The sequence below is a fragment of the Chryseobacterium defluvii genome (genome assembly GCF_014204415.1).
Lineage (GTDB): Bacteria > Bacteroidota > Bacteroidia > Flavobacteriales > Weeksellaceae > Chryseobacterium > Chryseobacterium defluvii_A.
This window is the reverse complement of sequence record NZ_JACHLE010000001.1, coordinates 349480-375029: the sequence shown is the minus strand read 5'-3', so window position 1 is coordinate 375029 and position 25550 is coordinate 349480. Positions and strand designations below refer to the sequence as shown.

Sequence of the window (25550 nt, the reverse complement as noted above, 5' to 3'; positions counted from 1 at the left end):
TGCTGTGACATTTTATCCGTTTCTCAATGCAATAACTTCATCAGGATTTGCAATTGCTCCGCCGTCTGTAATAGCAGAAGAATGGAAATAGCCTGCATTCGTAAAGTCTCTTATTTCCCGAATATTGGTCGAGCGGAGTCCGCCTCCAATAAGGATCTCTATTCTGCCATTGGAAAATTCTACCAGTTTTTTCAGGTTCTCTTTCCCTTCGGAAACGTTTAACTTTTGTCCTGAAGTAAGGATGGTTTTAAATCCGCATTCAATTACTTTTTCCAAAGAGTCTTCCATATCTTTTGCCCTGTCGAAAGCACGGTGAAAAGTACATGGAAAGGGTTTTGCCAACTCAACTAAAGCCTTATTCTGTTCTATATTTATTTCTTCATTTTCATCCAAAATTCCAAAAACAAAACCGTCTATGTTTAAGGATTTTAATCGGATCAAATCTTCTTTCATTTGTTCAAATTCTACTTCAGTATAAGTGAAATCTCCGCCCCGGGGACGGATCATGACGAAAATCGGGATGTTTATTTTCTCCCGCAACTGTTTTGTTATTTCAAAATCAGGTGTTGTTCCACCTTCATTTAATCCGTCGCATAATTCTATTCTGTCTGCTCCATTTTCAAAGGCAATGATCGCTGATTCAGGATTAAAGCAGGCTATTTCTATTTTTGACATTTAGGTTTAAGGTTTAGGAAAATTAATTTCTAATTACTTACTCTTATTTCAAAGCAAAATCCGGTTTTTCCAGCCTGTTTCCTTTCTGATCATAAACTGCAAAGTTAAATCCGTCCTGAATACAGTAAGAACCATATTCTCCCTTTTTATTCAGGGCAATAAACCCAACCTGGATGTCTTTTAAGTTCTTATTTCTTCTTTGAGCAATTTTTACGATTCTCTCTACGGCTTCTTTACAGGCCTGCTGTGGGGTTCTTCCCTGCCTCATCAGTTCCACTACAAGGTGGGTTCCAACAGTTCTGATCACCTCCTCACCATGACCGGTGGCTGTGGCGGCACCTACTTCATTATCAACAAATAATCCGGCTCCGATAATCGGGGAATCTCCTACTCTGCCATGCATTTTGAACGCCATTCCGCTGGTTGTACACGCTCCTGAAAGGTTTCCCTGTGCATCCAGTGCGATCATTCCTATAGTATCGTGATTCTCAACATTCACAATGGGTTTATACTGGCTGGTTTTTAGCCATTCTTTCCATTCTTTTTCCGATTCAGGAGTGAGAAGGTTCTCTTTTTTAAAACCTTGAGAAATGGCAAATTGAAACGCTCCGTCTCCTACCAACATTACGTGTGGTGTTTTTTCCATCACCGCTCTTGCTACTGAAATCGGGTTTTTAATATTTTCTAAGCAGGCAACGGAACCAATATTATAGTTTTCATCCATAATGCAGGCATCTAAAGTCACTCTTCCGTCTCTGTCCGGGCGGCCTCCATAGCCTACACTTCTTTCACTGGGATCTAGTTCCACTAAACGAACTCCTTTTTCAACAGCATCCAATGCCCGCCCGTTTTTTCCTAAAACCGTCCATGCTTCTTCATTGGCTTTTAACCCGAAATTCCATGTGGAAAGTACGATCGGCTTGTTAACCGTTTTATTATTTTCCTGCAAATCTTTGGCAATCAGATCGAGAGGATCAATTAATAAGGCTGAAGATAATAAGGCTGTGCTTTTTATAAATTTTCTTCTTGAATTCATAGTTAGGTTTAGGGTTTAAAGTTATAATACTCCGATTTCGTCTACGAAAAGCCAGGCTTTTGAATCTGCGCCTGGATTTCCGGCAGGGATAATTCCTGCGTTTTCTATTTTAACCTTAATGTATTTTGAGGTTTGGTTTCCTATATTCAGTTTAATTTTTCCTTTGCCCTTTAAGATTTCTTCTCTTCCTATTTCTTTGATCTTTTTGAAATTTTTATTGTCATCCGAGATAAAAACCTGTGCAGCTTTTGCCAGATGAATCCAGCTTCCTTTATTGTCCAAGGTATTGAAATACACTTCTGAAAAATCAGTTTTCTGGCCCAAATCAATGGTCGCTACCACGTCTTTTCCCTGAAAGCCCAGCCATGTTTTTCCGAGCTGTCCCGGGTTTCCAATAATCCCATCTACTAGGGTGAAAGCTCCACCGAAGGAGTAATTTTCATTGGGCTGCTGTTCTAAAGTAATACTTTTTCCTGTTGTCTTCGAAACCGAAAATTGTTGGGAGGAAACTGCACTTTTTAATTGCCCGTTCTCAAAATAAGCCGATTTAATAATTAAAGATTCTGAAACGGGAACAGCATTTTGATAAACCTGAGAGCTTGCTGTAGGTTCTGTACCATCCAAAGTATATCTTATTCCTTTTGGATCCTGCGAAGTTGAAAGCTCATAAGCTACTCCACTATTATTTGGAATAACTTTTACTGAAATATTGTAGATACTTTTTGCATAATTGATGTTCATCTTATCCAGTACTTTAAATTGTTGTATTACCCTGTTTTCAAATTCCCTATAGTTTTTTGAATCTGCTGTTCCCCAAGCCACTTCCGAAAGTGCCATTATCCTCGGGAAGATCATATACTGAACCTGTTTGAAATCCTGGATATACTCTGTCCATAAGTTAGCCTGAACGCCTAAAATATATTTTGCCTGCTCTGCATTGAGTTCTAATGGAATAGGATTATAGGAATAGACTTTATCTAAAGGAGTGAACCCTCCGAAAGCATTGGGTTCGGATTGCGGATCTCCCTGATAATGATCAAAGTAACAGTAAGCTCCCGGGGTCATTACGGCAAAATGGCCGGTTTTGGCAGCTTCAATTCCGCCTTTAATACCTGTCCAGCTCATCACTGCTGCATTGGGAGCCAGTCCGCCTTCTAAAATTTCATCCCAGCCGATAATTTTTCTGCCTTTCTTGTTGACATATTTTTCAATTCTCTGAATGAAATAGCTCTGCAGGCCATGTTCATCTTTTAAATTATTTTTCCTGATCAGTTCCTGGCAATGGGTACATACTTTCCATCTTGTTTTCGGGCATTCATCGCCTCCGATATGAATGTATTGCGATGGGAAAAGCTGAATGACCTCATCCAAAACATTTTCCAAGAAAGTAAATGTTTCATCTTTCGGACAGAAAACATCATCAAAAACGCCCCATTTCGTTGCCGGTTCAAAAGGCCCTTTTGTGCAGGCTAACTCCGGATAGGCCGATAATGCCGCCAAAGCGTGTCCCGGCATTTCTATTTCAGGGACAATGGTAATGTGTCTTTTTTGGGCATACTGAACAACATCCCTGATCTGTTCCTGAGTGTAAAAGAAGGGCCCGTAAGGTTTTCCGTCAAAGGTATCATCAACATAAGCCCCTATCATGGATTCCTTTCTTTTTGAACCTATTTGGGTAAGTTTCGGATATTTTTTGATCTCGATTCTCCATCCCTGATCGTCTGTCAAATGCCAGTGAAAGGTATTCAGTTTGTACATCGCAAGATAATCGATGTATTGTTTTACTTCATCCACCGTAAAAAAGTGGCGGCATACATCGAGGTGCATTCCCCGCCATGAAAATTCCGGATGGTCTTCAATTTTAAGGCATGGAATTTTTCTGTTGTCCCAATGCTCTTCAAATAACTGGCTCAATGTCTGAAGTGCACGGAAATATCCTTGTTCGGTATAGGATTTTATATGAATTTGTTTGGGCAAAATTTCCAAAGAATAATACTCTTTTTTCTGATCATAATCTTTTGGCAAGCTTGTAATTATGGAATTTGTCAAATGAATTCCACCTCCTTTTTGAGCATACTGAAATTTCAACTGAGAACTTAATCTTTTTTTGAAATACTCTGTCTCCTCTTTCGGAAGATCTCCACTTAATACTAATATTTCCGGAAGCGTAAAGTTTCCTTTCAGGATCTCATTTTTCTGAGGTTTCGGAATTAAATTAGGCTTAATTTGTGAAAAAAATACATTGGAAATCAGAATGGAAAAGACCAGTAAAAAGCGTTGCATTTTATTAGATTAAGATTTAAGCGAATATACTTATTTTCTAAAAAATTTATTGATTAATTTAACTTATTCAATAACCGAATATCTAACTTTGCAAAAATACGATAATGAAAAAAACTTTTGTTCTGGCTGTTTGCCTGTCATTTTCAGTTTCTACTCAGGCACAGATCTTAGATGCTATAAAATCAACCATCAAAGATAAAACGGGTATTGATCTTAACGCTCCTGTAAAAGCAACCAGCTCCACAGCATCAGGTTCCACAACAACAAAAAATAGTTCTTCCGTAAATCTTGGCAGTCTTACCTCGACCCAAATTTCATCTGGGTTAAAAGAAGCTTTAAATCTTGGAGTAACGGAGGGTGTAAAAAAATTAGGGACTGCTGACGGTTTTTATAAAAATGAGATGGTGAAGATCTTAATGCCTGAAAAATTAAGGGTGATTGACACCAAGCTTCGCGCAGTCGGCCTGGGAAGCCTTGCGGATCAGGGCGTAAAATTACTGAACCGGGCTGCTGAAGATGCAGTAACGGGATCTGCTCCCATTTTTGCCAATGCTATTACTTCAATGACGATTACGGATGCAAAAAATATTTTGCTAGGTTCTAATAATGCCGCTACGAATTATTTACAAACCAAAACCCAAAGTCAGTTATTTACGGCCTTTCAGCCGAAGGTAAAAGCATCATTGGGAAAAGTAGGTGCTGACACAGTTTGGAAAAATTTAATTTCAAAATACAATTTATTGACTGGACAGTCTGTAACTACCGATCTTAATGAATATGTTACGACAGAAACCATTAATGGGGTCTTTAAAATGATCGCGGAAAAAGAGAATGGAATTCGTAATAATCCTGCATTGAGAACGACTTCTCTTTTGCAGAAGGTATTTGGGGTGAAATAAGACAGTAAGTTCTTTTGTATTGAAATAAAAATTAAAATGCTTCGACTCCGCTCAGCATGACATATCTAATTACTACCTGCCATATTTAACGGTAAATTTTTAGCGATGTCATGCTGAGCGGAGTCGAAGCATCTCCAATTACATTAAAACTGCATTTCAGGAATTTCTCCTTCAATAATCAGATCTGCTTCTGTAGCTTGTATAATATGTTCTACTGAAATTCCCGGCGCTCTTTCCACCAGTTTAAAACCAGCCGGAGTGATATCTAAAACCGCTAATTCCGTAACTACTCTTTTTACACAGTTAACTCCTGTTAAAGGAAGTGTACATTTCTTTAGAATTTTGCTTTCTCCTGCTTTGTTTACGTGCATCATAGCTACGATAATATTTTCGGCAGAAGCAACCAGATCCATCGCGCCTCCCATTCCTTTTACCATTTTCCCCGGAATTTTCCAGTTGGCGATATCTCCGTTTTCCGAAACTTCCATGGCTCCCAAGATCGTTAGATCTACTTTCTTACTACGGATCATGCCGAAACTGAATGCGGAGTCAAAAAATGATCCTCCAGGTAATATGGTAATGGTTTGTTTTCCGGCATTGATGATGTCTGCATCTTCTTCTCCTTCGTAAGGGAAAGGCCCCATACCCAATACTCCGTTCTCACTCTGGAATTCTACGGAAATGCCTTCCGGAACATAGTTAGCGACCAAAGTGGGAATTCCTATTCCTAAGTTTACATAGTAACGGTCTTTCAGTTCTTTTGAAATTCTTTTAGCAATTTGTTCTTTTGTAAGCATATTTAAAACTTAGACCGCAATTTAATTATTTTCACTTGAATACAAAAGGGCTTTGTTATTCAAAATTATTAATATCATAAGTCAAAATAATATCTCTAATTTTGCAAAATTATTTGCTCGAATGAAAACACTTTTAAGATACCTTAAACCTTACCAATGGTTGATTATCCTCTCTTTGCTATTGGCAACCATTAATCAGGTTTTTTCTTTATTTGCTCCGGCCATTACAGGTAATATCCTTGATAAGCTGGTCACTCATCCTAATTTTTTTGATAAGGAAAAGCTTTTGCCCAGAAATCTAAACCAATATTTATATGGTGAAGGAATCTATCATGGAGTATTCTATTTTTTAGGACTACTTATCGGTACAGCAATGGTCAGCCGAATTGCCAAGGCTTTCCAGGATTATGTAGTAAATGTTATTACTCAAAAATTCGGTGCGAAAATCTTTACAGACGGTTTAAAACATTCAATGGCATTACCCTATCAAGAATTTGAGGATCAAAGAAGCGGCGAAACCCTGTCGATCTTAACGAAAGTAAGAGAAGATTCTGTAAAATTCATTAACAGTTTTATCAATATTTTCTTTGGAATTTTAGTAAGCATTATTTTCGTTTCCGTGTATGCAATTCGTTTACACTGGTCGATCATGCCAGTATACATCTGCGGAATTTTCCTGATCGCATTTATTACCAACTTACTGAGCAAAAGAATAAAAAACATCCAGAAAAATATTGTTTCGGAAACCACGGCTTTAGCAGGAAGTACTACAGAAAGTTTAAGGAATATCGAGATTGTTAAAAGTTTAGGATTAACCAACCAGGAAGTTATCCGTTTAAATAATAATACCTACAAGATCCTTGGACTGGAGCTCAGAAAGGTAAAAAGCATACGCTCTTTAAGTTTTATTCAGGGAACTATGGTCAATTTTCTTCAACAGATGATCACCATGACTCTGTTATTATTAATTTTTAAGAATATTGTTACTCCCGGACAATACCTGTCTCTTATGTTTTATGGTTTTTTCATTTTCGGACCGATGCAGGAAATCGGGAACATCATTATCTCTTATCGTGAGGCGGAAGCATCTCTTCAGAATTTTGACCGTTTAATGAAAAAAGATGTGGAAGAAAAACCTCTTGATCCAAAACAAATTGGTGCTATTGAAGAATTAGAATTCAGGAATGTTTCTTTCAAACACCAGTCAGCCCAGTATAAAGCCTTAAATAATATCTCTTTTGATGTTAACAATGGAGAGACCATCGCTTTTGTGGGGCCAAGCGGTTCAGGGAAAAGTACATTGGTCAAATTGCTGGTCGGGCTTTACAGGCCACAGGAAGGAAATATTTTTTACAATAGCATTAATGGAAAAGAATTTGATTTTGATGAACTGAGAAATCAAATTGGTTTTGTTACCCAGGATACTCAGCTTTTTGCAGGTACCATCAAAGAAAACCTTCTTTTTGTAAATCCTGACGCTACAGAATCTGAACTGGAGATTGCTTTGCAAAAATCAAGTTGTACCGCATTATTAGAAAGAGCAGAAAAAGGCATCGAAACCGTTATCGGTGAAGGCGGACTGAAGCTGAGTGGTGGAGAAAAACAAAGAATCGCCATTGCACGGGCACTTTTAAGGAAGCCTCATTTATTAATTTTTGATGAAGCTACATCTGCTTTAGACAGTATTACCGAAGAGGAAATAACTTCTACAATAAAAAATATTTCAAAAGAAAAGGAGCAGATTACGGTTCTTATTGCCCATCGTTTAAGCACCATCATGCATGCAGACCGAATTTATGTACTTGAACGCGGACAAGTGATAGAAATGGGATCTCACGATAATTTAATTGCCGAAAAAGGACTATACTATGCGATGTGGCGACAACAGATCGGAGAAAGAAAAATTCTTATTTCACCGGAAGCATAACATAAATAAAGCGCTGAAATAATATCAGCGCTTTATTTTTTTATTAATATTAAACACAAAAGATAAAAATCTATTCTTTTGCTCTAACTGTTCTTTGTTCTATTCTTTTCTCAAATTTCTCACCCTGGAAAATTCTCTGGACCATAATTCCCGGAATATGCACTTCGTTCGGATCCAATTGCCCCGGCTCTACCAATTCTTCTACTTCAGCAATGGTAATTTTTCCTGCACCAGCCATTGGAAAATTAAAGTTTCTTGCCGATCCTTTGAAGATCAGGTTTCCTACATGATCTCCTTTCCAGGCTTTTACAATAGAAAAATCTGCTTTGTAGGCATGTTCTAAAATATGAGGCTTTCCATCGAAGTCCTTCACCTCCTTGCCTTCTGCTACTTCTGTTCCAAAGCCGGCTGGGGTATAAAATGCCGGAATTCCCGCCTGTGCAGCTCTGCATTTTTCTGCCAAAGTTCCTTGTGGAGTAAGCTCGACTTCCAATTCCCCGGAAAGCATTTGTCTTTCAAATTCAGCATTTTCTCCCACATATGAAGAGATCATTTTTTTGATCTGTCTTTTGTGAAGCAATAAACCTAACCCGAAATCATCGACACCTGCATTATTTGAAATACATGTTAAGTCTGTCACATCGCTTTCTACTAAAGCATTAATGGAGTTTTCAGGAATACCGCAAAGACCAAACCCGCCCAGCATTAATGTCATTCCGTCTTTAATTCCTTCGATGGCTTCTTTTGCATTTTTTACTCTTTTATCTATCATGAAATATTAGATTTTTCTATTGGCTAAATTTAATCATTTTTCTTATATCTGAGATATCTGGCACAGGTTTGAATTTTCAATTTCCCATATATGGAAAAAGCGGGAGAAATTCCCGCTTTGATTTATTATGATTTTGAATATTTACTGAATGATTAGTTTCAGCGTAAACAGCTTTCTGGTATGAACTTTCACGAAATACACTCCTTTCGGAAGGTTTTCATTCACTAAAGAGAAGCGCTGGTTGTGAATGTTTTTAGATTCATATAACAATTCTCCTGAAGCAGAGACCAATTCTATTTTTTCGATCGGGTAATCACTTTTGATAAAGGTGGGTTCTCCCGGTTTTGAAGGGTTTGGATATAGGATCACATTTTTCTCCGTACTGTTTTTCACTTCATCTGTTCCCAGAGTTGGTGAAGTTACCTGAAACTGTACCCTGTTGGAAACTTCCATATAGGAATCATTGGTAAACATGACCATGTAGTAGTTGCCCGGCGCGGTTGGTATGCCATTTACATTTCCTGTAATAGTTTTGGTACCTTGCGTTACTCCGTCGAAGTAGGTATAAGAGATAAACTGATCGTCGGGTGTCTGTATATTTTGCGGATAAATTCCCAGCCAGTCTTTGATGATCCCCGGAGAATCCGTCCATGAAGCGGTAATATTTTCTCCTAATGTATACACCGGCTTATTGATCCATAATTCCGTAACGATATCTCCTACCTTAAAGAATATTTTTTCACCTATTGCGGTATATCCGTCTTCAAGAAAATACTGTGCGTAATAATATCCTTTTGGAAGCCCTGTAAAATTAAGCGTTCCCGAAGCAGCTGCCACATAGCTCCATTGGATGGAAGTATTAGTTCCCGGAACCTGCCCCATTTTATAGATCCCGATCCAGTCTTTTACCAAGTTCGGACCGTTGTTATAATTGATGGTAACTGTTCCTCCCACCGGATAGGTGTCTGAGGTTGCCTGTAACTGCACATTCGGACCTACATAGAAGTTTTTTCTTGCAGTGATTTCTGTATAACCGTTATTGGCAAAAAAACCAGCAAAATATTGTCCTTTACTGGGTAAACCATTATTGAAATTAACTGTTCCTGCAGTTTGTCCATTGGTGTAAGAATATGCCTGGGATATTATGGCTGCAGGAGTCTGTCCTTTTTTATAGATCCCGACCCAATCCTGCTGATTTCCCGGACCGCCGGTAAAAGTAGCGGTTATAGGCTCATTCTGTAAGTACTCTGTTTTATTTAATGAAAAAGTCGGGTTAGAAACTACGCTTCCTATTACTTCAAACTGTTTTACATCGCTCCAGTCGCTCCATTCCAGGTTTCTGTCCCTGTAACGGATTTTCACATAATATATTCCGTTTGATATAGAATTGGCAGCAAATGTTGCTTTTGTGATATCTACACCTGCATTCAGGTTTTTGGTAAGATCCGGATTTCCGTTTCCGTCTTTCCCAAACCAGTTTTCATAATCCCGGTAAAATTCTTTTTCAATAACTGAGAAATCAGCTGCTTTACTGATCAGGAATTGAGTGGTGTTTAACAGCTCTCCGTTTGAGGATGAAAATGGGCTTCCATTCAGAGTTAATGGCAATGTTATTGGTGCTGTGAAAGTGTTTGTAATAGATGGTTTTTCAGGTTTTGGCTGGTTTTTATATCGGTGGAAAGTATCTACTAACTCATTATATTTTTTAGTATAAATTCCTCCGATAGAATAGCATTCCACATCTACTTTTCCATTGTTGACGTCTACTTCTACAATTTGATAGGTCCAGTCTGTCAAGGTTTTCTGAACATCATCAAAATCCTGTTCGTTCGACATTCCCCAATATTGATCCCAAGCAGTTCCTCCTGAAATGATCTGGTAATTCGGGGTATTCTTCAATTGTCCTCTGTGGTATAAATGGTGATGCGCCCCTACATGCATTAAATATTTGTTAGAAGCAGTTAAAAGCGGAACTGCATTATTCCTTATCCAAGACGAAATGTCTCCTACATATTGCTCCGCCTGGTAAGGCCTGTGGCTTAGTGAAATGATCCAGTCTACCGTAGGATCATTGTTGGCTTCGCTTAAGATCTGTTGCAGCCACGTTTGCTGTGCAGAACCTGTATGTTCTGAACTAAGGCTTATAAACAATACATTTCCGGCCTGCTGGGCATAATAATTCTCATTTCCTGATGAAATGTTTTTATATTTAATTTCATCGATGTAAAAGTGAGCATAGTAAGAATTCATTCCCAAACTTCCGTACGTTTCATGATTTCCTACGGTTGTCTGAATAGGCAAATAAGGGGATAGTTTGGTATTCTTTTTAAAGTGAACATTTTCATAATGATCCAGCGTTCCCACATCCACCTGATCTCCTACCATGAATGTAAGCGAAATATGGTCTGAAGGATCGGAATTGGCGCCGAATTTTTGTTTCAGTTTCTTAAATGCATTTAGCGTAAGAGTATCATATCTCGGTTCCGCCTTGATCTGGTTGTCTCCCATGATCAGGAAACGTATTTTGCCATCTGCTGTTGCAGGCTGTCCCGGTAAAGGCAGTGTTCTGAAGTTATAAATTGCAGACTCAGTGGTTCCGGTCTTTATTTTATAGTAGTATTTTGTATTGGGCTGTAAGTTGTTGATTTTGGCCGTATGATAATAATAGTTGTTATTATATCCCGTATCTGAAAATATATTGGTAGTTCCTGTAACGGTAACATTCAGATTGGCCGGCGAATCTCCATAAATGATAGTAGTTTCATTATTGGAAGCTGTTTTCCAGTTCACAATGATAGAATTGGAAGTCGGGGTCTGTAAATAAGGAAATAATGCCTGCCCAAAAGTGATCTGGACGACAAAACAAAGAAGGAATAAGGAAAGTCTCATAATGGATTTAATTTAAGTGATGTTGTAAGTATGCAATGATTTGATAATGAAGCCATTTTACTCCGGGCAAAAGTAGAGTTCCCATGTAAACCCAGTTTAATGGGAACTTAAAAGATGTGTTAATTTTCAGCCTCAGTTCACCTGAAAAATTATAGTTTTTTACACATTAAATATTTGGCGAATTCAAAAACTAATTTGTATATTTGCAACCTGTTATTCAACCTCTGACGATCAACGTGTAAGTTGCTTAGCTTTAACATTTTATTTTAATTAATAATGGATTTATTAAAGTACGTACAGGATAAGTACATTGCGAAAAAAGAATTCCCCGAATTCAAAGCAGGTGATACCATTACGGTGTATTACGAAATTAAAGAAGGACAAAAGACAAGAACCCAGTTCTTCAAAGGAACAGTGATTCAATTAAGAGGTACAGGTTCTACCAAAACTTTCACTATCAGAAAAATGAGCGGTGATGTAGGTGTAGAAAGAGTATTCCCTATCAACATGCCGGCTCTTCAGAAAATTGAAGTTGACAGAAGAGGTAAAGTTAGAAGATCAAGAATCTACTATTTCAGAGACCTTAGAGGTAAAAAAGCAAGAATCAAAGACGCTGCTTTCAAGAAATAAAATTCAGACAACAATACATACAAAAAGAGACTGTTCATTTCGAATGGTCTCTTTTTATTTTACTTTAAAAATATCTCGCAGATTAGCAGACCACGTTGATGTTTGTGTATACTATTGTGAAAAACTGCAAAATCTCAATCTATAAAAAAATAAAACCATCTATATTACAAGATGGTTCTTTATTTAAATTTAATTCTAATTTCTAAGATAATTCAGCGACTGCAATTTCTTTTTTGGATGGCAGGTTCATAAGAACTATGGCAAAAAGGATCAGTACAATCCCCGCCCATTGGATCAATAATACTTTTTCCCCTAATAGCACAAAAGCCATCGTTACAGAAACAGGAAGTTCCAATGAAGAGACTATACTTCCCAACCCCAAACCTGCATCAGGAAATCCAATATTAAATAAAACAGGAGGGATAATAGTCCCAAATAAAGCCAGAACAAAACCATATTTCCAGAGTATGGAATAATCAAAAGAACGAATATGCTGTGTATTCTCCGTAAAATTAAGGTAAACCGATTTCAGGCTATCGGAATAAAGAGGCCCTATCTGGGCAAAGAACAGGAAGGCAAATACAACAACCGCACCTCCGGAAAGCATAATGATACTTTTCCTGAAGACCGGCAAATGGGTCGCAAGAGTGTTGGAGGTAAACATCGTCAATGTATAAGATGCCGCAGCCATCAGCCCCCAGAAAATACCTTTCCAGTCCAGCTCTACATCGGCATTGATAAGATTGGTAGCCAATACTGTTCCCAGCAGGACAACCATTGTTGCAAAGATTTTTCTGGCGTTAGGCAGTTTTTTGATCAAAAAGCTTTCCACCACCACACTGAACCAGACCGACTGCATCAAAAGCACAATGGCAATAGAAACATTGATGTACTGGACGGCAAGGTAATAAAACAGACTTGTACATCCCATGGAAGTGCCCGCCAGCATAAGCATTCTGAACTCTTTACCAGTTGGAGATGATAATTTTTGTCTTGAGGTTATGGTTTGAATAAAATTGAGGAGTAACAGGCCTATAAGCCCAAGTACAAACTGCGACGTGGTAACTTCAGAAGTAGTATAGCCTTCCTCATAGGCCATTTTCACGAATGTAGCCAACATACCATATATACTGGCACCTACACCTACAAATAAAACTCCTCTCAGTATATTTCTCTTCTTCATAGTTTTCTTTAACGGCTGCAAAGGTACGATATCCTAATTAAAAAACAACCCGTTCCATTATCCTGATAGACAAAGACGATCAACTTACTTTATCTAGATAAAAAAGCCACTCTTCCGAGTGGCTCTTATATTCATAATGGATCAGGAATTATTTACCTTCTTCCATTTTCTTTTTCAACTCTGCCAATGCATCGATGTCACCAAGAGTTGTTTTCTCTTCACCTGAAGATGCTGCAGCTTTATTAATAGCTTCTTTAGCATGCTTCTTCTCCTCATCTCTGAAGATACCTGTGTGAGATACTACTACTCTCTTGAATTCTTTGTTGAATTCGATCACTTTGAAATCAGCTTCTTCACCTTTCTTGATTTTAGATCCATCTTCTTTCTCTAATAATCTTGAAGGGCAGAATGCCTCAACCTCAACATCTTCGAACTGCACTGAAGCTCCTTTATCGTGAACTTCTGTAGCTTTACCGGCATGGATTGTTCCTTCAGCATATTTAGTTTCGAATGTATCCCAAGGGTTCTCAGTCAATTGCTTGTGACCTAAAGATAATCTTCTAGCCTGAATATCTAATTCTAATACGATAACATCTAATTTGTCACCTACTGCACAGAATTCAGATGGATGCTTGATTTTCTTAGTCCAAGAAAGATCAGAGATGTAGATTAATCCGTCAATCCCTTCTTCTAACTCTACGAATACACCAAAGTTAGTGAAGTTTCTTACCGTTCCTACATGCTTGGATCCCACAGGGTACTTAACTTCAATATTTTCCCATGGATCTTTAGATAATTGCTTGATACCAAGAGAAATTTTTCTTTCTTCTCTATCCAAAGTCAATACTTCAGCTTCCACTTCATCACCTACTTTTACGAAATCTCCGGCAGATCTTAAATGAGTAGACCAAGACATTTCAGAAACGTGGATCAATCCTTCTACACCCGGAGCAATTTCTACAAATGCACCATAGTCAGCAAGAACTACTACTTTTCCTTTTACTCTATCTCCAACCTTCATGTCAGCAGAAAGAGCATCCCAAGGATGAGCTTCTAATTGCTTCATACCTAACTGGATTCTTGTTTTCTCATCATCGAAATCAAGGATAACCACTTTCACAGTTTGTCCGTCCTCAAGGATCTCAGACGGGTGGTTCACTCTTGACCATGAAAGGTCTGTAATGTGGATCAATCCGTCTACACCACCTAAGTCGATGAACACACCGTAAGAAGTGATATTCTTAACAGTACCTTCAAGAACCTGACCTTTTTCAAGCTGAGCGATGATTTCTTTTTTCTGACCTTCGATATCTGCTTCGATCAATGCTTTGTGAGATACTACTACGTTTTTGAACTCAGGGTTGATTTTCACAACTTTGAACTCCATAGTTTTACCTACGAACTGATCGTAATCTTTAATTGGCTTAACGTCAATTTGAGAACCTGGTAAGAATGCTTCAATTCCGTGAACGTCAACGATCATACCTCCTTTAGTTCTTGATTTCACAAAACCGTTAACGATTTCTCCTGTTTCGTGAAGCTCATTTACTTTATCCCAAGCTTTAAGAGTTCTAGCTTTTTTGTGAGATAATTGTAACTGGCCTGTTTTGTCTTCTCTTCTGTCTACCATTACTTCTACTTCATCACCTACTTTAAGGCCCTGGTTGTAACGGAATTCGTTAAGAGAAATAACACCTTCAGATTTGAAGTTGATGTCTACGATAGCTTCTTTGTCAGTTAATCTTACAACTTTTCCAACAAGAACGTCATTATCGTCCAGGTTGTTAAGAGATCCGTTATAGATTTCTTCTAAATCGCTTTTTTCTTTTCTCGCATCTGCATCAAGACCTGATTCGAAAGAATCCCAATCAAATTGTTCTGGTGCTACGTTTTGGTTTAATAAAACCTCTGCTGAATTTGTCTCTTTTGACATTTTCTAATAAAATTTGTATTCCTTCTTTTTTAACGGTTTGAATAAATGCGGATTAAAAAATACGGAAGTTATTAATAATTAAAGTTTTACTTCTTCAAACCTTTACCCCAAAAGTGGGTGCAAAGATATGAAATTTATTTGAGATAAGCAATATTATACCGACATCGGAATTTTTCTTTAAACAATTGATAATGAGATAAGATTTAAAAAATTGAAAGATTAAAAGATTAGCTCTGCTTCTAACTCATAACTCATAATTCATAACTCAATCACTACCTTTGCAAAATGGAACTGGAAACTATTTACAAAAAACTGCAGATTCAGGAGATGAATCAGATGCAAAAATCTACATACAAAGCCTCTGAAAATAAAAATGATGTACTCCTGCTCTCTCCTACAGGTTCAGGAAAAACCCTTGCATTTTTATTTCCTGTACTCAGGAATCTTAAAAAGAAAACCTTGGGAATACAGGCTCTAATATTAGTTCCTGCAAGGGAGCTGGCATTACAGATCGAACAGGTATTCAAAACGATGGGTACTGATTTTAAGATTTCTGTCTGCTATGGCGGCCATGATAAGAAGATCGAGATCAATAACTTAATAGAAGCTCCTGCAGTACTGATTGGAACACCTGGAAGAGTGGCTTACCATCTTAGGAATAAGAATTTTGATCCCAAAGCTATTGAAACACTGGTTCTGGATGAATTTGATAAAGCCCTGGAACTGGGTTTTCATGATGATATGGAGTTTATCATCAGTTCATTAAGCAATCTTTCACAACGTATCCTGACTTCCGCCACTGCAATGGATGAGATCCCGTCATTCACCAGCTTGAAAGATGAAAAAAGGATTGATTTTCTAAAGCTTAGTGAAGTAAGGCCTGATATCCAGTTCAAAAAAGTGATGACCATTCCGGAAGAGAAGCTGGATACTCTCTTTAACCTCATCTGCAAAATCGGAAACAAAAGGACATTGATATTCTGCAACCACCGTGAGGCAACGGACCGTATCTCTGAACTTCTGCGTGGAAAAGGAATCGATTGTGAAACTTTCCACGGTGGAATGGAACAAGATGAAAGGGAGCGTGCCCTGTTAAAATTCAGGAATGATTCTGCCAGAATCCTAATTACCACTGATCTTGCTTCCCGTGGATTAGATGTTCCTGAAGTGGAATCAATCGTCCATTATCAGCTGCCTCCAAAAGAAGACGCTTTCATCCACAGAAACGGACGTACTGCCAGAATGAGCGCCAAAGGTTTTGCCTATCTGATCATGGCCGAGGATGAAAATTTCCCCTTCATTAAAAATACAATCCCCGAAGAAGATGTCACAGGCTACCATAAGATTCCCGGGCCTACACCGTTTCAGACGGTCTACATCAGTGCCGGAAAGAAAGATAAGGTCAATAAGGTGGATATTGTAGGCTTTTTGATTAAAAAAGGAGAACTGCAAAAAGAAGATATCGGCCTGATCGAAGTAAAAGACACTACTTCTTATGTTGCCGTTTCAAGGAGTAAGGTAAAGGCTCTTCTGAAAAAATTATCTTCTGAAAGGCTCAAGAATAAAAAAGTAAAAATGGAGATTGCTTATTAATTGAACTATGAAAGAAACGTAAAGACAAATGCTTTTATAAAATAAAAAGGGGTACCATGTGGTACCCCAAAATATTTACTAAAAAGTAAATTATTTGATCAGTAATTTTTGATTATAGACTCCTTTAGAAGAGTTTACATTGATCATATATACTCCTTTCGAAATGTTTAAGTTAAATTCTTCAGTTGTATCTCCATTACCTTTATAAGCAGAAGAATGGATCAGCCTGCCGCTTGAATCGAACAGGGTAACTTTAATTTCTCCGGATATATTTCTGGATTTGATAAAGAAGTTACCGTTGCTAGGATTAGGATAGATTTTTATATCGTCTGACTGTGCATTGGCATCATTAACACCTAAAACAGCCTGCGCATTACGGGTACATACCTGTAAAGTCCATGAGTTGATCGTTCCCTGATCTCCTGTATAGTTATCGGAAGCAAACAGTTTCCACTGTCCCTGAGCCGAATGACCTTTGAACACCGCTAAAGATTCACTGGATCTTATTTCTCCCTGGATCGGAGTAGTACATGTAGCAGTAGTTCCGGTATCACTGAAGGAACCAATAATGTTATCCTGATTGGTACATGATCTGTTCCAGATAAGGGCAGAAGTACCTACAGGGCTTTCTATTCCAACCGAAAGATCCTGTACATAAGTATGTGCGATGGATGGGGTAACTTTTATACTGGTAATCACTCCTGTATTGTTAACCATCAGAGGAGCACTTACTTTTGGTGCGGATATGGCGTCACCTCCAGGCCCATCAGTAATAGTTACTGCCGGACCACTATAAGTATAGTTATTACATGTTTCTCCGGATACGGTATAATCAACTACAAAACTTGGGCTTAGTGCATAATAAATGTTATTCACAGCTTCCACCATAATAAATGCATTAGGTGATACGGAGCCTGCAGGGATCATTACTGATTCAGTTCCGTCATTAGCTGTATTGGCCAATAAGGTAGTGAATGTCTGTCCGCCGTCTGTAGAAAGTTTAATATTCACATTTGCCGTACTTACCGGAGCTGCGGTTGTATTCGCAACATCCCATGTTACTGTAGTTGGAGTTCCAGAGAGAAGTGCCTGCCCGAATGTAGGAGCAGTAACTCTGAACGGACCTGACGCTGCATTAACGGTTACGATCATAGCATCTCTGCTTGTCTGTGGACTTGTCGGATGATTACTTCTTACCGTAACGGCAAAATTCAGGTTTCTTCCTACACTGGATACCGTTTCCCACTTGGTTGTTAAAACTCCTGCCAGTACTTTGTTAAAATCAGGAAAGTATCTTACCGGACTGCTTGTTGGTTTCACAGACCTGAAAGTAGGGCCGGAAGCTTTTGTAGCATATGGAATGGAGTTGTTTCCTGTCTGAGAAGATCCGGAATCCATCTGTTCCCATGTATAGGTATAGGCAGCAGTGCTCGCATCGGTTGTAGTACCTCTCAGTACAAAAGGAGTAGATTTAGGGATTACATAATCCGCTCCTGCATTAATATTAGGTGCTGCTCCTGCAAAAGGAGTGTTTACCCCACATGCAAGGCTGTTGATCCTGTTTTTTATTTCTGTAACACTGAAAGTATGGTAATAATCATCAGAGTTAAACTGAACATCATAGGCATCCGTTATCCCCGTATAAGCCATGATGGTGGAACCACTTCCCGGCTCTACTAATGAGGCCAAGTTACCACTTGCTGTACTATAGCTGAATGAGTGGTTAGCGCCCAGCTGGTGTCCCATCTCATGGGCTACATAATCGATGTCAAACCTGTCCCCGTCCGGAAAATTACTGGCTGTCCATCCTTCTGCTTTTGAAGAACTGTCACATATATCTCCCGGAGCATATCCGTTACCTCCTTCTTTATCAAATATATGCCCCATATCATAATTAGCAGAGCCTATATTGGTATCTATAACGCTTTGTACATCTGTGATCTCATCCCCATCTGTATAAGGGTCCGTACCTGCACTTGTAAAAATAATAAGGTCATTATTGGCAACCAGATTGAAATGCAATGATAAATCTCTCTCGAAAACACTGTTTAAACGTGTTACAGTAGCATTCATGGCAGCCAGCACAGCCGCTTTTTTCTGTGCTTCAGTAGCTGTTCCGGGAAGGCCTGCTGCTGTTATATGGTACTGTGCGTACTCATTGGTACAGGAGATCGCCAATCTGAAAACATTAAAACCTGCTGCTTTATTGGTAGCGGCAGCACTGTTGCCTTTCTCCGAAGAAACTCCAAGTTCATCTGGTGTGGTACATTCAAAAGGTTCTTTTGGCTGATTTTTTCTGGCATTTGAATCAAAAACAGCATATACCGCCCTGTCGTCAGTATAAGGTTCTATATATTCAGAGATCCCGCCACGGGAAATCATAGAGGAAAAGCCTACGGGTGATAAACTAAATCTCAGATAAGCAGAAGGGTTATCTACTCCTGTTCCCACATAGGATCTGATATCAGGATATTTTGCCTGTAATTCGGGAGCCATATTCGAAAACTCCCATACCCGGAATCTCTCAACTTTTCCATTGACACCCGGAATAGAAATAATAATCCCCTTCTGGCTCGAAGAACGTGAAGGAGCATCTTTTAATGAGTTTTTCAGCTTCTCAACATCCAAATTATACAAGGCAGAAAACTCCAGTTTCTCCTGTGATTTTTTGACAGCCTGAGAGCGTAACTCTGTTTTTGACCACTGTGCAAATCCTAAAATGGGAGCCAATAGTGCAGAAATAAATAAAAACCGTTTCATATATTATGCTTTACAATTTAATTAAGGAAGATTTGGTTTAAAAATATTCTTACAAGTTAGTAAAAAGAAATGATACTTTTTTAAATTTTTCTCTATATTTTTTATGTTAAATTGATTAATCAATAATTCTGTTCAGGCATATATCAAAACATTTTTCTATTATAATTAACTGTAATTAAATTTTTAAATCACCGCCTATATTTAATATTGTATTTTACTACAAAAACCTCTTATTAAAGAAACATTTTAGTAGTCTTAATTTCAAAAATCAGTTTCCGAAAAAAGTAAAAAAATTCACATAAGAAGGAAATTAGAGATACTCAAAGCTTTATATAGTGTTTAATTTTTGATATTTTTATTGATCTCAATACTGAAACTATAATTTTTTTCACTCTCCAATTTAGTTGAGACAGATTCTATACTTAAAATCATAAGATGTGTAATAAACTTTAAAAAATTTTTATCTTTGGGCTTTAGGATTTATATAATGAAGATAAACTTACCTGATAAGCTGTATTATTCAATAGGCGAAGTAGCCAAGGCATTTGACGTGAATACCTCATTAATACGTTATTGGGAACAGGAATTCCCTATCATTAAGCCTAAAAAGAATAAAAAGGGGAATCGCTATTTTACTCCGGAAGACATCAAGAACCTTCAGATCATCTACCACCTGGTAAAAGAAAAAGGTTATACCTTAGATGGAGCCCGTATTGCCCTGACGACCAACAGCAAGGTTTCTGAAACTATTACCCTCATCGACAGGCTGGAATTTGTGAAAGCCGAACTTTTAAAACTTAAAGAATCGCTGACGGAAAGGGATACCGAAATATCTTCTTAAAATAATTTTGCCAAACTATTGTTAAGGTTGATTTTAACAATCAAAACCACTCAATTTTACAACAAAACCAGCTGTTAATCAATTTTTTATCATCCGATTGTGAAAAATTTAATTTTATTATTAAGTTTACGGTATGATGAAAAAAAGTTATTACCAAAAGGCCGTATTCTTAGGAATATTGCTGATAGTTCTGTCTGCCTATCAAAAATATACCAGCAGGGGAAAAGAGGATTTTTCCGACATACAGTTCATTTCAGAAAATACCGTTCCTTTATCTGAGTTTGACCCGAACAATCTGGATGTAAAGCAATGGCAAAGTTTAGGCTTTTCTGAAAAACAGATCTCAACCATCCTCAATTACAAGGAAATTGTGGGCGGGAAATTCACCTCAAAAGAGCAGCTAAAAAAATGTTATGCCATTTCTTCACAAAAATTTGCAGCAATAGAACCTTACCTGTTACTTCCTGAAAATAATCAGGAAATCCCATCTGATCATTTTAAAAGTTTCTCAAAGAAACCCGTCAATGTTTTGAAAAAATTTAATCCCGATCATCTTCAAGTGGACGGCTGGATGAAAATGGGATTCAGTGACAGGCAGGCAAAAGCTATTCTAAAATATAAAGATTATCTGGGCGGAAGCTTTATCAGCAAAGAAAAATTCAAAGAGTGTTTCATCATCAGTCCCGAAAATTATCAGCAATTAGCCCCTTATCTGTTATTGCCCGAAAAAACGCCACAAAATTATGTATCAACTGCAAAATCAACTACTATACCTTCTAAAACACAGCATTATTTTGATCCCAACAGTCTTGATATCGAAGGGTGGCAGTCATTAGGATTTTCATACAATCAGGCCAAAGTCATCGTAAATTATCGTGACAGAAATCTTAAGGGAAAGTTTAAAAGCCCGGAAGATATAAAAAAATGCTTTGTGATCTCACCGGATAAATTTGAAGAGTTAAAGCCCTATATAAGAATAGCCCCCTCAGTCATTGAAGTGAAGCAGGAAAGAACAGATTTTTCCAAAGTTGATCTGAATGCCATTACCTTCAAACAGCTTTTAGAGTTTGGTCTGGATGAGAAAAGCGCAGGATCTTTGTTGGGATTCAGGAAAAAATTAGGTGGTTTTGCAGACAAACAGCAGGTTTTGGATACCTATAATATAGACAAAGAACTGGCACAGAAATTAATCTCCATCTGTCAGCTAAATTCTTCTCAGGTTCAAAAATATACTTTAACAGATGCTCCTGAGGAATGGCTGAAAAATCATCCTTATTTTAAATATTCTGCGGACAGGATCATTTTTTATCGCATAAGCAATCCTGATGATAAGAAGATATGGAAGCTTCTGAAAGTAAAACCGGAATATGAAACGCGAATGAAATTGTATTTAAAATGATTGAGTAGAGTTATAAGTATGGTTTACTCCCGCTGATCGGGCAGATTATGCAGATTTTTTGATGATTATGTGACGAATTAAATTTTGAGAATTTATGATTTTGGGAATTATCCTGCTGAGCATACATTGAAAGTTTACAAAGCATCTAAGTGATAGATTTACGAGTATAGGTAGATTATTTATCTTTATAACTCTTCTTAGTTTATAACTTATAATTCAAAACTCATAACTCCTAACTTTTATAACTAATCTACCGTTTTACTGGAATCCTCTAAAAGTTTATTGAGCAAAGAAAGTTCATCATTTGTTAAATCCCTCCATTTCCCGACCGGAAGATCCAGTTTGATATTCATGATACGGATCCTTTTAAGTTTTTTCACATCATATCCCAGGTACTCACACATTCTACGGATCTGCCTGTTAAGCCCCTGAGTAAGGATAATCCTGAAGTTCATTTCATCAATTTTCTCCACTTCACATTTTCTTGTGACCGTATCTAAAATTGGAACTCCGTTTCGCATTTTTTCCAGAAACTTAGGAGTAATGGGCTTATCTACCCTTACCAGATATTCTTTATCGTGGTTGTTTCGGGCTCTGAGAATTTTATTAACGATATCCCCGTCACTTGTAAGGAGAATCAGGCCTTCACTGGGCTTATCCAATCTGCCGATGGGGAAAATTCTTTTCGGGTGGTTGATATAATCGACAATATTGTTTTTTTCCCGTTTCGTATCTGTAGTGCAGACAATTCCTACGGGTTTATTGAATGCTATGTAAACAGGTTGTTCCTGGGGTTCCCGGATAGGTTTCCCGTCGACCTCCACCACGTCCTCATCGGAAACTTTAGTACCCAGCTCAGGGATCTTTCCGTTAATGGTTATCCTGCCTTCTTCCAACAGTTTATCTGCCGCCCTTCTTGAGCAGTAACCCACTTCTGAAAGATATTTATTAATACGTGTTTTCTCCTGCATTGCTCAAAGTTTCAAATCTAAAATCATTATTCAAAAACTGATCGGTAGCATCTGTTATGGCATATTCTCCTATCCTAGTCCTTCTCAATTGGGTTAAATACGCTCCAATCCCTAATTCCTGCCCGATGTCATGGGCAAGGCTCCGGATATAAGTTCCTTTTGAGCATCCTACCATAAAACTTACATAAGGAAGATTTATTTTAATATCTTCAATGTAAAAAATGGTCGTTTTCCTGGATTTCATTTCTACTTCCTGCCCTTCTCTGGCTAAATTATAAGCCCTTTCACCATCGATCTTGATCGCTGAAAAAACAGGCGGCTTCTGCTCTATTTCTCCGACAAACTTACTGATTATGGTTTCTTTAATAAACTCTTCTGAAATATGGGAAATATCCTGGTGTAGTATTTCGGGTTTTTCAGTGTCGTAACTTTCTGTCTGAACTCCTATTTTTATTTCTGTCCAATATTCCTTCGGTGCATCCTGTATTTCAGGGATCTTTTTTGTGAATTTCCCACAGCAAACGATAAGAAGCCCCGTTGCCCTTGGATCCAATGTTCCGGCATGACCTATTTTAAACTTTTTTGGAAGTTTAAATTCTCTTTTGAGTTTGTATTTCATCTTATTGACCGCCTGAAAAGAAGTCCAATCCAAAGGCTTGTCCAATAAAAATATCTGTCCCGACTGTAATTCTTCAGCTGTCATGATTGTATTATAAGTAATGGGTAATCAGTAATAAGCAATACTGCTTTTCTTTTTATTTGAAATAATAAAAATAGATCAGTAAAGCCACTCCCACAAAAATGCGGTACCAGCCCCACGGCCTGAAACCATATTTGTTCAGTACTCCTATAAAAGCTTTTATCGCAATAAGAGCCACAATAAATGCAACAATATTCCCTACAATAAAAATAGTGATATGGTCTTGTGAAGCAAGGATCATTTCATATCCTTTCTGCGGATTGCCCGTTCCCTTACCCCATGTTTTAAGAAAAACCGAATATACCGTAACAGCCAGCATGGTAGGAACCGCTAGGAAGAAAGAAAATTCGGCCGCCGCTTTTCTAGTCAGTCCCTGGGCCATCCCTCCAATAATAGAAGCTGCACTTCTGCTGGTTCCCGGCATCATCGCCAGACATTGCCAGACCCCTATGGTAATTGCATTTCTTGTAGTGATCCCCTTTTCATCATTAATAGTGGCATTTTTAAACCATTTATCAGCAAACAATAAAACCACTCCCCCTAAAACCAATACTGACGAAATAGCAATCTGATTTCCAAGTACGGCTTCTATTTTATCATCAAATAAATATCCTAAAACCAGTGCCGGTACTACCGCAAAAGCAAGTTTAAAATAAAACTGGATGTTCTTAAAATCAAAAAACTTCTTCCAGTAGGCCACTACCACAGAAAGTATGGCACCAAACTGAATGGAAACCTGAAACATTTTCAAAAATTCGTCATCCTGCAATCCCAGCAGATTTGCTGTAAATCCCATGTGTGCCGTAGAAGAGATCGGCAGATATTCGGTGAGTCCTTCTATAATGGCAATAATAATTGCTTTTATTAAATCCATATTTTTTAAAATTAAAAGGATCAAAAGATTAAAAAATTAAGGTCTTTGATTTATGTCTAAAAATGTTAATATTCGAAAGAAGCAAGGAAGTATATCATTCCTCTTACACTCTATCCAATTTCTTAACTGACCTAACCTTTAATTTTTTAATCTTTTAATCCTTAAATCAAAAATTTATTATTTTCTTTTTAAGATCGCATATACTTCTATCGCAAAGCCTATAACGACAAACAATGGTGCAATTCTGATCCTGCGGATGGAGAAAATATCATCATTCCATTGGTTAGGATCAAATTTCCCGTCAACAGTATTAGCATCAGCACCCATCATTAAAAGGAATCCTACTACAATAAATGCCAGTCCTATCAGCATCCATTTAAAGTTCTGCTGTCCGAAGTAAAAAGTGTTTTCTTGTGGAGCTTCAGCACCTTTGCCAAAGTCTGCGGCCGAAAATTTATTTGTTTTCTTGCTCATTATTAAGAATAATATAGATCGTCAACGTTTGATTTTAAGAATCTCCAGGTAGCAATAATCGTACTTAAAACCGTGATCAGAATACCTACTCCAAGCACCAGCAAGATCAGCCAGAAATATTGCTGATCATCCTGTACGAAAGCCGAACCGATCTGATTTGTAAAATAATACCACACCCCAAACAGGGCAATAAGGCCTATAACAGCACCTATAGCTCCTAAAACCACTGCTTCCACAATAAAAGGTTTCAGGATAAATCTTCTCTTAGCTCCTACCAGCTGCATAGTTTTGATGATAAACCTCTTTGAGAATATTTTCAGACGGATTGAGTTATTGATCAAAACAATCGCCAGAATCAGAAATAAAATAGAGAATCCCAAGATCCATTTCAGGATCCTGCTCAGGTTATTGTAGACCTCAACCATCAGGGTACTGTCATTTTTAACATCCACAATTCCCGGAACGGATTTGATAGTCTTGATAGCTTCATCAATTTTTGCAGGATCTACAAATTCAGGCTTCAAAGCTACTTCAATAGACGAGGGGAATATATTTTCTTCGAAAAGTGCATCGCTGTCTATTCCCATACTTTTCCTGGCTTCCTGGGATGCCCTTTCTCTGGAAATATAGGTAGCTTTTTTAACGGGTGCCAGAGTCTGTACTTTTTTAAAAGTTTCTTCTTCAAGTTTTGCAATTTTCAGGGAATCCTTAGCGTCATAATTCTCATCAAAATAAGCATTCACTACCAGTTGTTCTTTAATATAATCGGAATACTTTTGAGCATTTATCAGAATCAACCCCATTAATCCCAACAAAAATAACACTAAGGCGATACTTACTACTACAGTAATATTGCTGGACCGAAGCCTTTTCTTATTAAATTCATCTACAGATTTAGCCATTAATATTAAAAT

At 37.8% G+C, this 25550-nt stretch carries 20 protein-coding genes; 6 read left to right on the top strand and 14 right to left on the bottom strand.

The genetic code is table 11. The features are described 5' to 3' along the window. Nucleotides 1-12 precede the first annotated feature (12 nt). Genes HNP38_RS01620 through HNP38_RS01610 form a run of 3 tightly spaced genes read right to left on the bottom strand, consistent with a single transcriptional unit; the run spans nt 13 to nt 3994 of the window. Nucleotides 13-675: a copper homeostasis protein CutC gene (locus tag HNP38_RS01620; RefSeq protein WP_184183429.1), complete on the bottom strand. Its 663-nt coding sequence runs from the start codon at nt 673-675 to the stop codon at nt 13-15. A 43-nt stretch (nt 676-718) separates the two neighbouring features. Beyond that, entirely contained in the window at nt 719-1711 is a 993-nt protein-coding gene (locus HNP38_RS01615; protein WP_184183427.1) for an isoaspartyl peptidase/L-asparaginase family protein, read from the bottom strand. A gap of 21 nt (nt 1712-1732) precedes the next feature. Further along, entirely contained in the window at nt 1733-3994 is a 2262-nt protein-coding gene (locus HNP38_RS01610) for a family 20 glycosylhydrolase (RefSeq protein WP_184183424.1), read from the bottom strand. A gap of 104 nt (nt 3995-4098) precedes the next feature. Here HNP38_RS01610 and HNP38_RS01605 point away from each other — a divergent pair, with 104 nt between their 5' ends. After that, on the top strand, nt 4099-4893 hold the full coding sequence (locus HNP38_RS01605; protein WP_184183422.1) for a DUF4197 domain-containing protein: 795 nt from the start codon (nt 4099-4101) through the stop codon (nt 4891-4893). Nucleotides 4894-5036: 143 nt separating this feature from the next. Here HNP38_RS01605 and HNP38_RS01600 read toward each other — a convergent pair whose 3' ends face one another. Next, nucleotides 5037-5690, bottom strand: a complete 654-nt coding sequence (locus HNP38_RS01600; RefSeq protein ID WP_184183420.1) for a CoA transferase subunit B — start codon at nt 5688-5690, stop codon at nt 5037-5039. Between the two features lie 121 nt (nt 5691-5811). Here HNP38_RS01600 and HNP38_RS01595 point away from each other — a divergent pair, with 121 nt between their 5' ends. After that, entirely contained in the window at nt 5812-7617 is a 1806-nt protein-coding gene (locus HNP38_RS01595; protein ID WP_184183418.1) for an ABC transporter ATP-binding protein, read from the top strand. A 70-nt stretch (nt 7618-7687) separates the two neighbouring features. On the opposite strand, the gene HNP38_RS01590 is transcribed toward HNP38_RS01595, so the two are convergent. Further along, the gene (locus HNP38_RS01590) at nt 7688-8389 is read right to left on the bottom strand and encodes a CoA transferase subunit A (protein ID WP_184183416.1); all 702 of its coding nucleotides are present in this window, start codon (nt 8387-8389) and stop codon (nt 7688-7690) included. Nucleotides 8390-8530: 141 nt separating this feature from the next. Next, complete coding sequence (locus HNP38_RS01585; protein WP_184183413.1) at nt 8531-11278, bottom strand: fibronectin type III domain-containing protein; 2748 nt, start codon at nt 11276-11278, stop codon at nt 8531-8533. Nucleotides 11279-11554: 276 nt separating this feature from the next. Between HNP38_RS01585 and rplS the strand changes: the two genes are divergently transcribed. Next, nucleotides 11555-11908 carry a 50S ribosomal protein L19 gene (rplS, locus tag HNP38_RS01580; RefSeq protein ID WP_089792393.1) on the top strand — a complete coding sequence of 118 codons (354 nt, stop codon included), beginning with the start codon at nt 11555-11557 and terminating at the stop codon, nt 11906-11908. Nucleotides 11909-12110: 202 nt separating this feature from the next. On the opposite strand, the gene HNP38_RS01575 is transcribed toward rplS, so the two are convergent. Beyond that, nucleotides 12111-13091, bottom strand: coding sequence for an EamA family transporter (locus tag HNP38_RS01575; protein WP_184183410.1), 981 nt, complete (start codon nt 13089-13091; stop codon nt 12111-12113). Between the two features lie 148 nt (nt 13092-13239). Beyond that, nucleotides 13240-15024, bottom strand: coding sequence for a 30S ribosomal protein S1 (gene rpsA, locus HNP38_RS01570; RefSeq protein ID WP_184183407.1), 1785 nt, complete (start codon nt 15022-15024; stop codon nt 13240-13242). 285 nt (nt 15025-15309) lie between these two features. On the opposite strand from rpsA, the gene HNP38_RS01565 reads away from it, so the two are divergent. Beyond that, nucleotides 15310-16617, top strand: coding sequence for a DEAD/DEAH box helicase (locus HNP38_RS01565; protein WP_184183404.1), 1308 nt, complete (start codon nt 15310-15312; stop codon nt 16615-16617). Nucleotides 16618-16707: 90 nt separating this feature from the next. Here HNP38_RS01565 and HNP38_RS01560 read toward each other — a convergent pair whose 3' ends face one another. Next, a complete protein-coding gene (locus tag HNP38_RS01560) occupies nt 16708-19377 on the bottom strand; it encodes a reprolysin-like metallopeptidase (RefSeq protein WP_184183403.1) in 2670 nt (889 codons plus the stop codon). 487 nt (nt 19378-19864) lie between these two features. Between HNP38_RS01560 and HNP38_RS01555 the strand changes: the two genes are divergently transcribed. Together HNP38_RS01555 and HNP38_RS01550 are read left to right on the top strand one after the other, a co-directional pair. Beyond that, nucleotides 19865-20218, top strand: a complete 354-nt coding sequence (locus HNP38_RS01555; protein ID WP_184183400.1) for a MerR family transcriptional regulator — start codon at nt 19865-19867, stop codon at nt 20216-20218. Between the two features lie 136 nt (nt 20219-20354). Beyond that, the gene (locus tag HNP38_RS01550; protein ID WP_184187494.1) at nt 20355-21617 is read left to right on the top strand and encodes a helix-hairpin-helix domain-containing protein; all 1263 of its coding nucleotides are present in this window, start codon (nt 20355-20357) and stop codon (nt 21615-21617) included. A gap of 245 nt (nt 21618-21862) precedes the next feature. Here HNP38_RS01550 and rluF read toward each other — a convergent pair whose 3' ends face one another. From rluF to HNP38_RS01525, 5 genes are all read right to left on the bottom strand, one after another. Further along, on the bottom strand, nt 21863-22588 hold the full coding sequence (gene rluF, locus HNP38_RS01545) for a 23S rRNA pseudouridine(2604) synthase RluF (RefSeq protein WP_184183397.1): 726 nt from the start codon (nt 22586-22588) through the stop codon (nt 21863-21865). Continuing rightward, nucleotides 22566-23291, bottom strand: a complete 726-nt coding sequence (gene truB, locus HNP38_RS01540; protein WP_184183394.1) for a tRNA pseudouridine(55) synthase TruB — start codon at nt 23289-23291, stop codon at nt 22566-22568. The genes rluF and truB overlap by 23 nt, the downstream gene beginning before the upstream one ends. 52 nt (nt 23292-23343) lie before the next feature. Further along, nucleotides 23344-24162 carry an undecaprenyl-diphosphate phosphatase gene (locus HNP38_RS01535; RefSeq protein ID WP_184183391.1) on the bottom strand — a complete coding sequence of 273 codons (819 nt, stop codon included), beginning with the start codon at nt 24160-24162 and terminating at the stop codon, nt 23344-23346. A gap of 177 nt (nt 24163-24339) precedes the next feature. Beyond that, nucleotides 24340-24636, bottom strand: coding sequence for a DUF3098 domain-containing protein (locus HNP38_RS01530; protein WP_184183386.1), 297 nt, complete (start codon nt 24634-24636; stop codon nt 24340-24342). A gap of 2 nt (nt 24637-24638) precedes the next feature. After that, nucleotides 24639-25538 (bottom strand): cell division protein FtsX, encoded by a 900-nt coding sequence (locus HNP38_RS01525; RefSeq protein WP_184183383.1) that lies wholly within the window; start codon nt 25536-25538, stop codon nt 24639-24641. Nucleotides 25539-25550 lie beyond the last annotated feature (12 nt).

Coding starts and splice junctions, on each gene's coding strand:
- HNP38_RS01620 (WP_184183429.1), bottom strand. CDS start 675: ATGTCAAAAATAGAAATAGCCTGCTTTAATCCTGAATCAGCGATCATT.
- HNP38_RS01615 (WP_184183427.1), bottom strand. CDS start 1,711: ATGAATTCAAGAAGAAAATTTATAAAAAGCACAGCCTTATTATCTTCA.
- HNP38_RS01610 (WP_184183424.1), bottom strand. CDS start 3,994: ATGCAACGCTTTTTACTGGTCTTTTCCATTCTGATTTCCAATGTATTT.
- HNP38_RS01605 (WP_184183422.1), top strand. CDS start 4,099: ATGAAAAAAACTTTTGTTCTGGCTGTTTGCCTGTCATTTTCAGTTTCT.
- HNP38_RS01600 (WP_184183420.1), bottom strand. CDS start 5,690: ATGCTTACAAAAGAACAAATTGCTAAAAGAATTTCAAAAGAACTGAAA.
- HNP38_RS01595 (WP_184183418.1), top strand. CDS start 5,812: ATGAAAACACTTTTAAGATACCTTAAACCTTACCAATGGTTGATTATC.
- HNP38_RS01590 (WP_184183416.1), bottom strand. CDS start 8,389: ATGATAGATAAAAGAGTAAAAAATGCAAAAGAAGCCATCGAAGGAATT.
- HNP38_RS01585 (WP_184183413.1), bottom strand. CDS start 11,278: ATGAGACTTTCCTTATTCCTTCTTTGTTTTGTCGTCCAGATCACTTTT.
- rplS (WP_089792393.1), top strand. CDS start 11,555: ATGGATTTATTAAAGTACGTACAGGATAAGTACATTGCGAAAAAAGAA.
- HNP38_RS01575 (WP_184183410.1), bottom strand. CDS start 13,091: ATGAAGAAGAGAAATATACTGAGAGGAGTTTTATTTGTAGGTGTAGGT.
- rpsA (WP_184183407.1), bottom strand. CDS start 15,024: ATGTCAAAAGAGACAAATTCAGCAGAGGTTTTATTAAACCAAAACGTA.
- HNP38_RS01565 (WP_184183404.1), top strand. CDS start 15,310: ATGGAACTGGAAACTATTTACAAAAAACTGCAGATTCAGGAGATGAAT.
- HNP38_RS01560 (WP_184183403.1), bottom strand. CDS start 19,377: ATGAAACGGTTTTTATTTATTTCTGCACTATTGGCTCCCATTTTAGGA.
- HNP38_RS01555 (WP_184183400.1), top strand. CDS start 19,865: ATGAAGATAAACTTACCTGATAAGCTGTATTATTCAATAGGCGAAGTA.
- HNP38_RS01550 (WP_184187494.1), top strand. CDS start 20,355: ATGAAAAAAAGTTATTACCAAAAGGCCGTATTCTTAGGAATATTGCTG.
- rluF (WP_184183397.1), bottom strand. CDS start 22,588: ATGCAGGAGAAAACACGTATTAATAAATATCTTTCAGAAGTGGGTTAC.
- truB (WP_184183394.1), bottom strand. CDS start 23,291: ATGACAGCTGAAGAATTACAGTCGGGACAGATATTTTTATTGGACAAG.
- HNP38_RS01535 (WP_184183391.1), bottom strand. CDS start 24,162: ATGGATTTAATAAAAGCAATTATTATTGCCATTATAGAAGGACTCACC.
- HNP38_RS01530 (WP_184183386.1), bottom strand. CDS start 24,636: ATGAGCAAGAAAACAAATAAATTTTCGGCCGCAGACTTTGGCAAAGGT.
- HNP38_RS01525 (WP_184183383.1), bottom strand. CDS start 25,538: ATGGCTAAATCTGTAGATGAATTTAATAAGAAAAGGCTTCGGTCCAGC.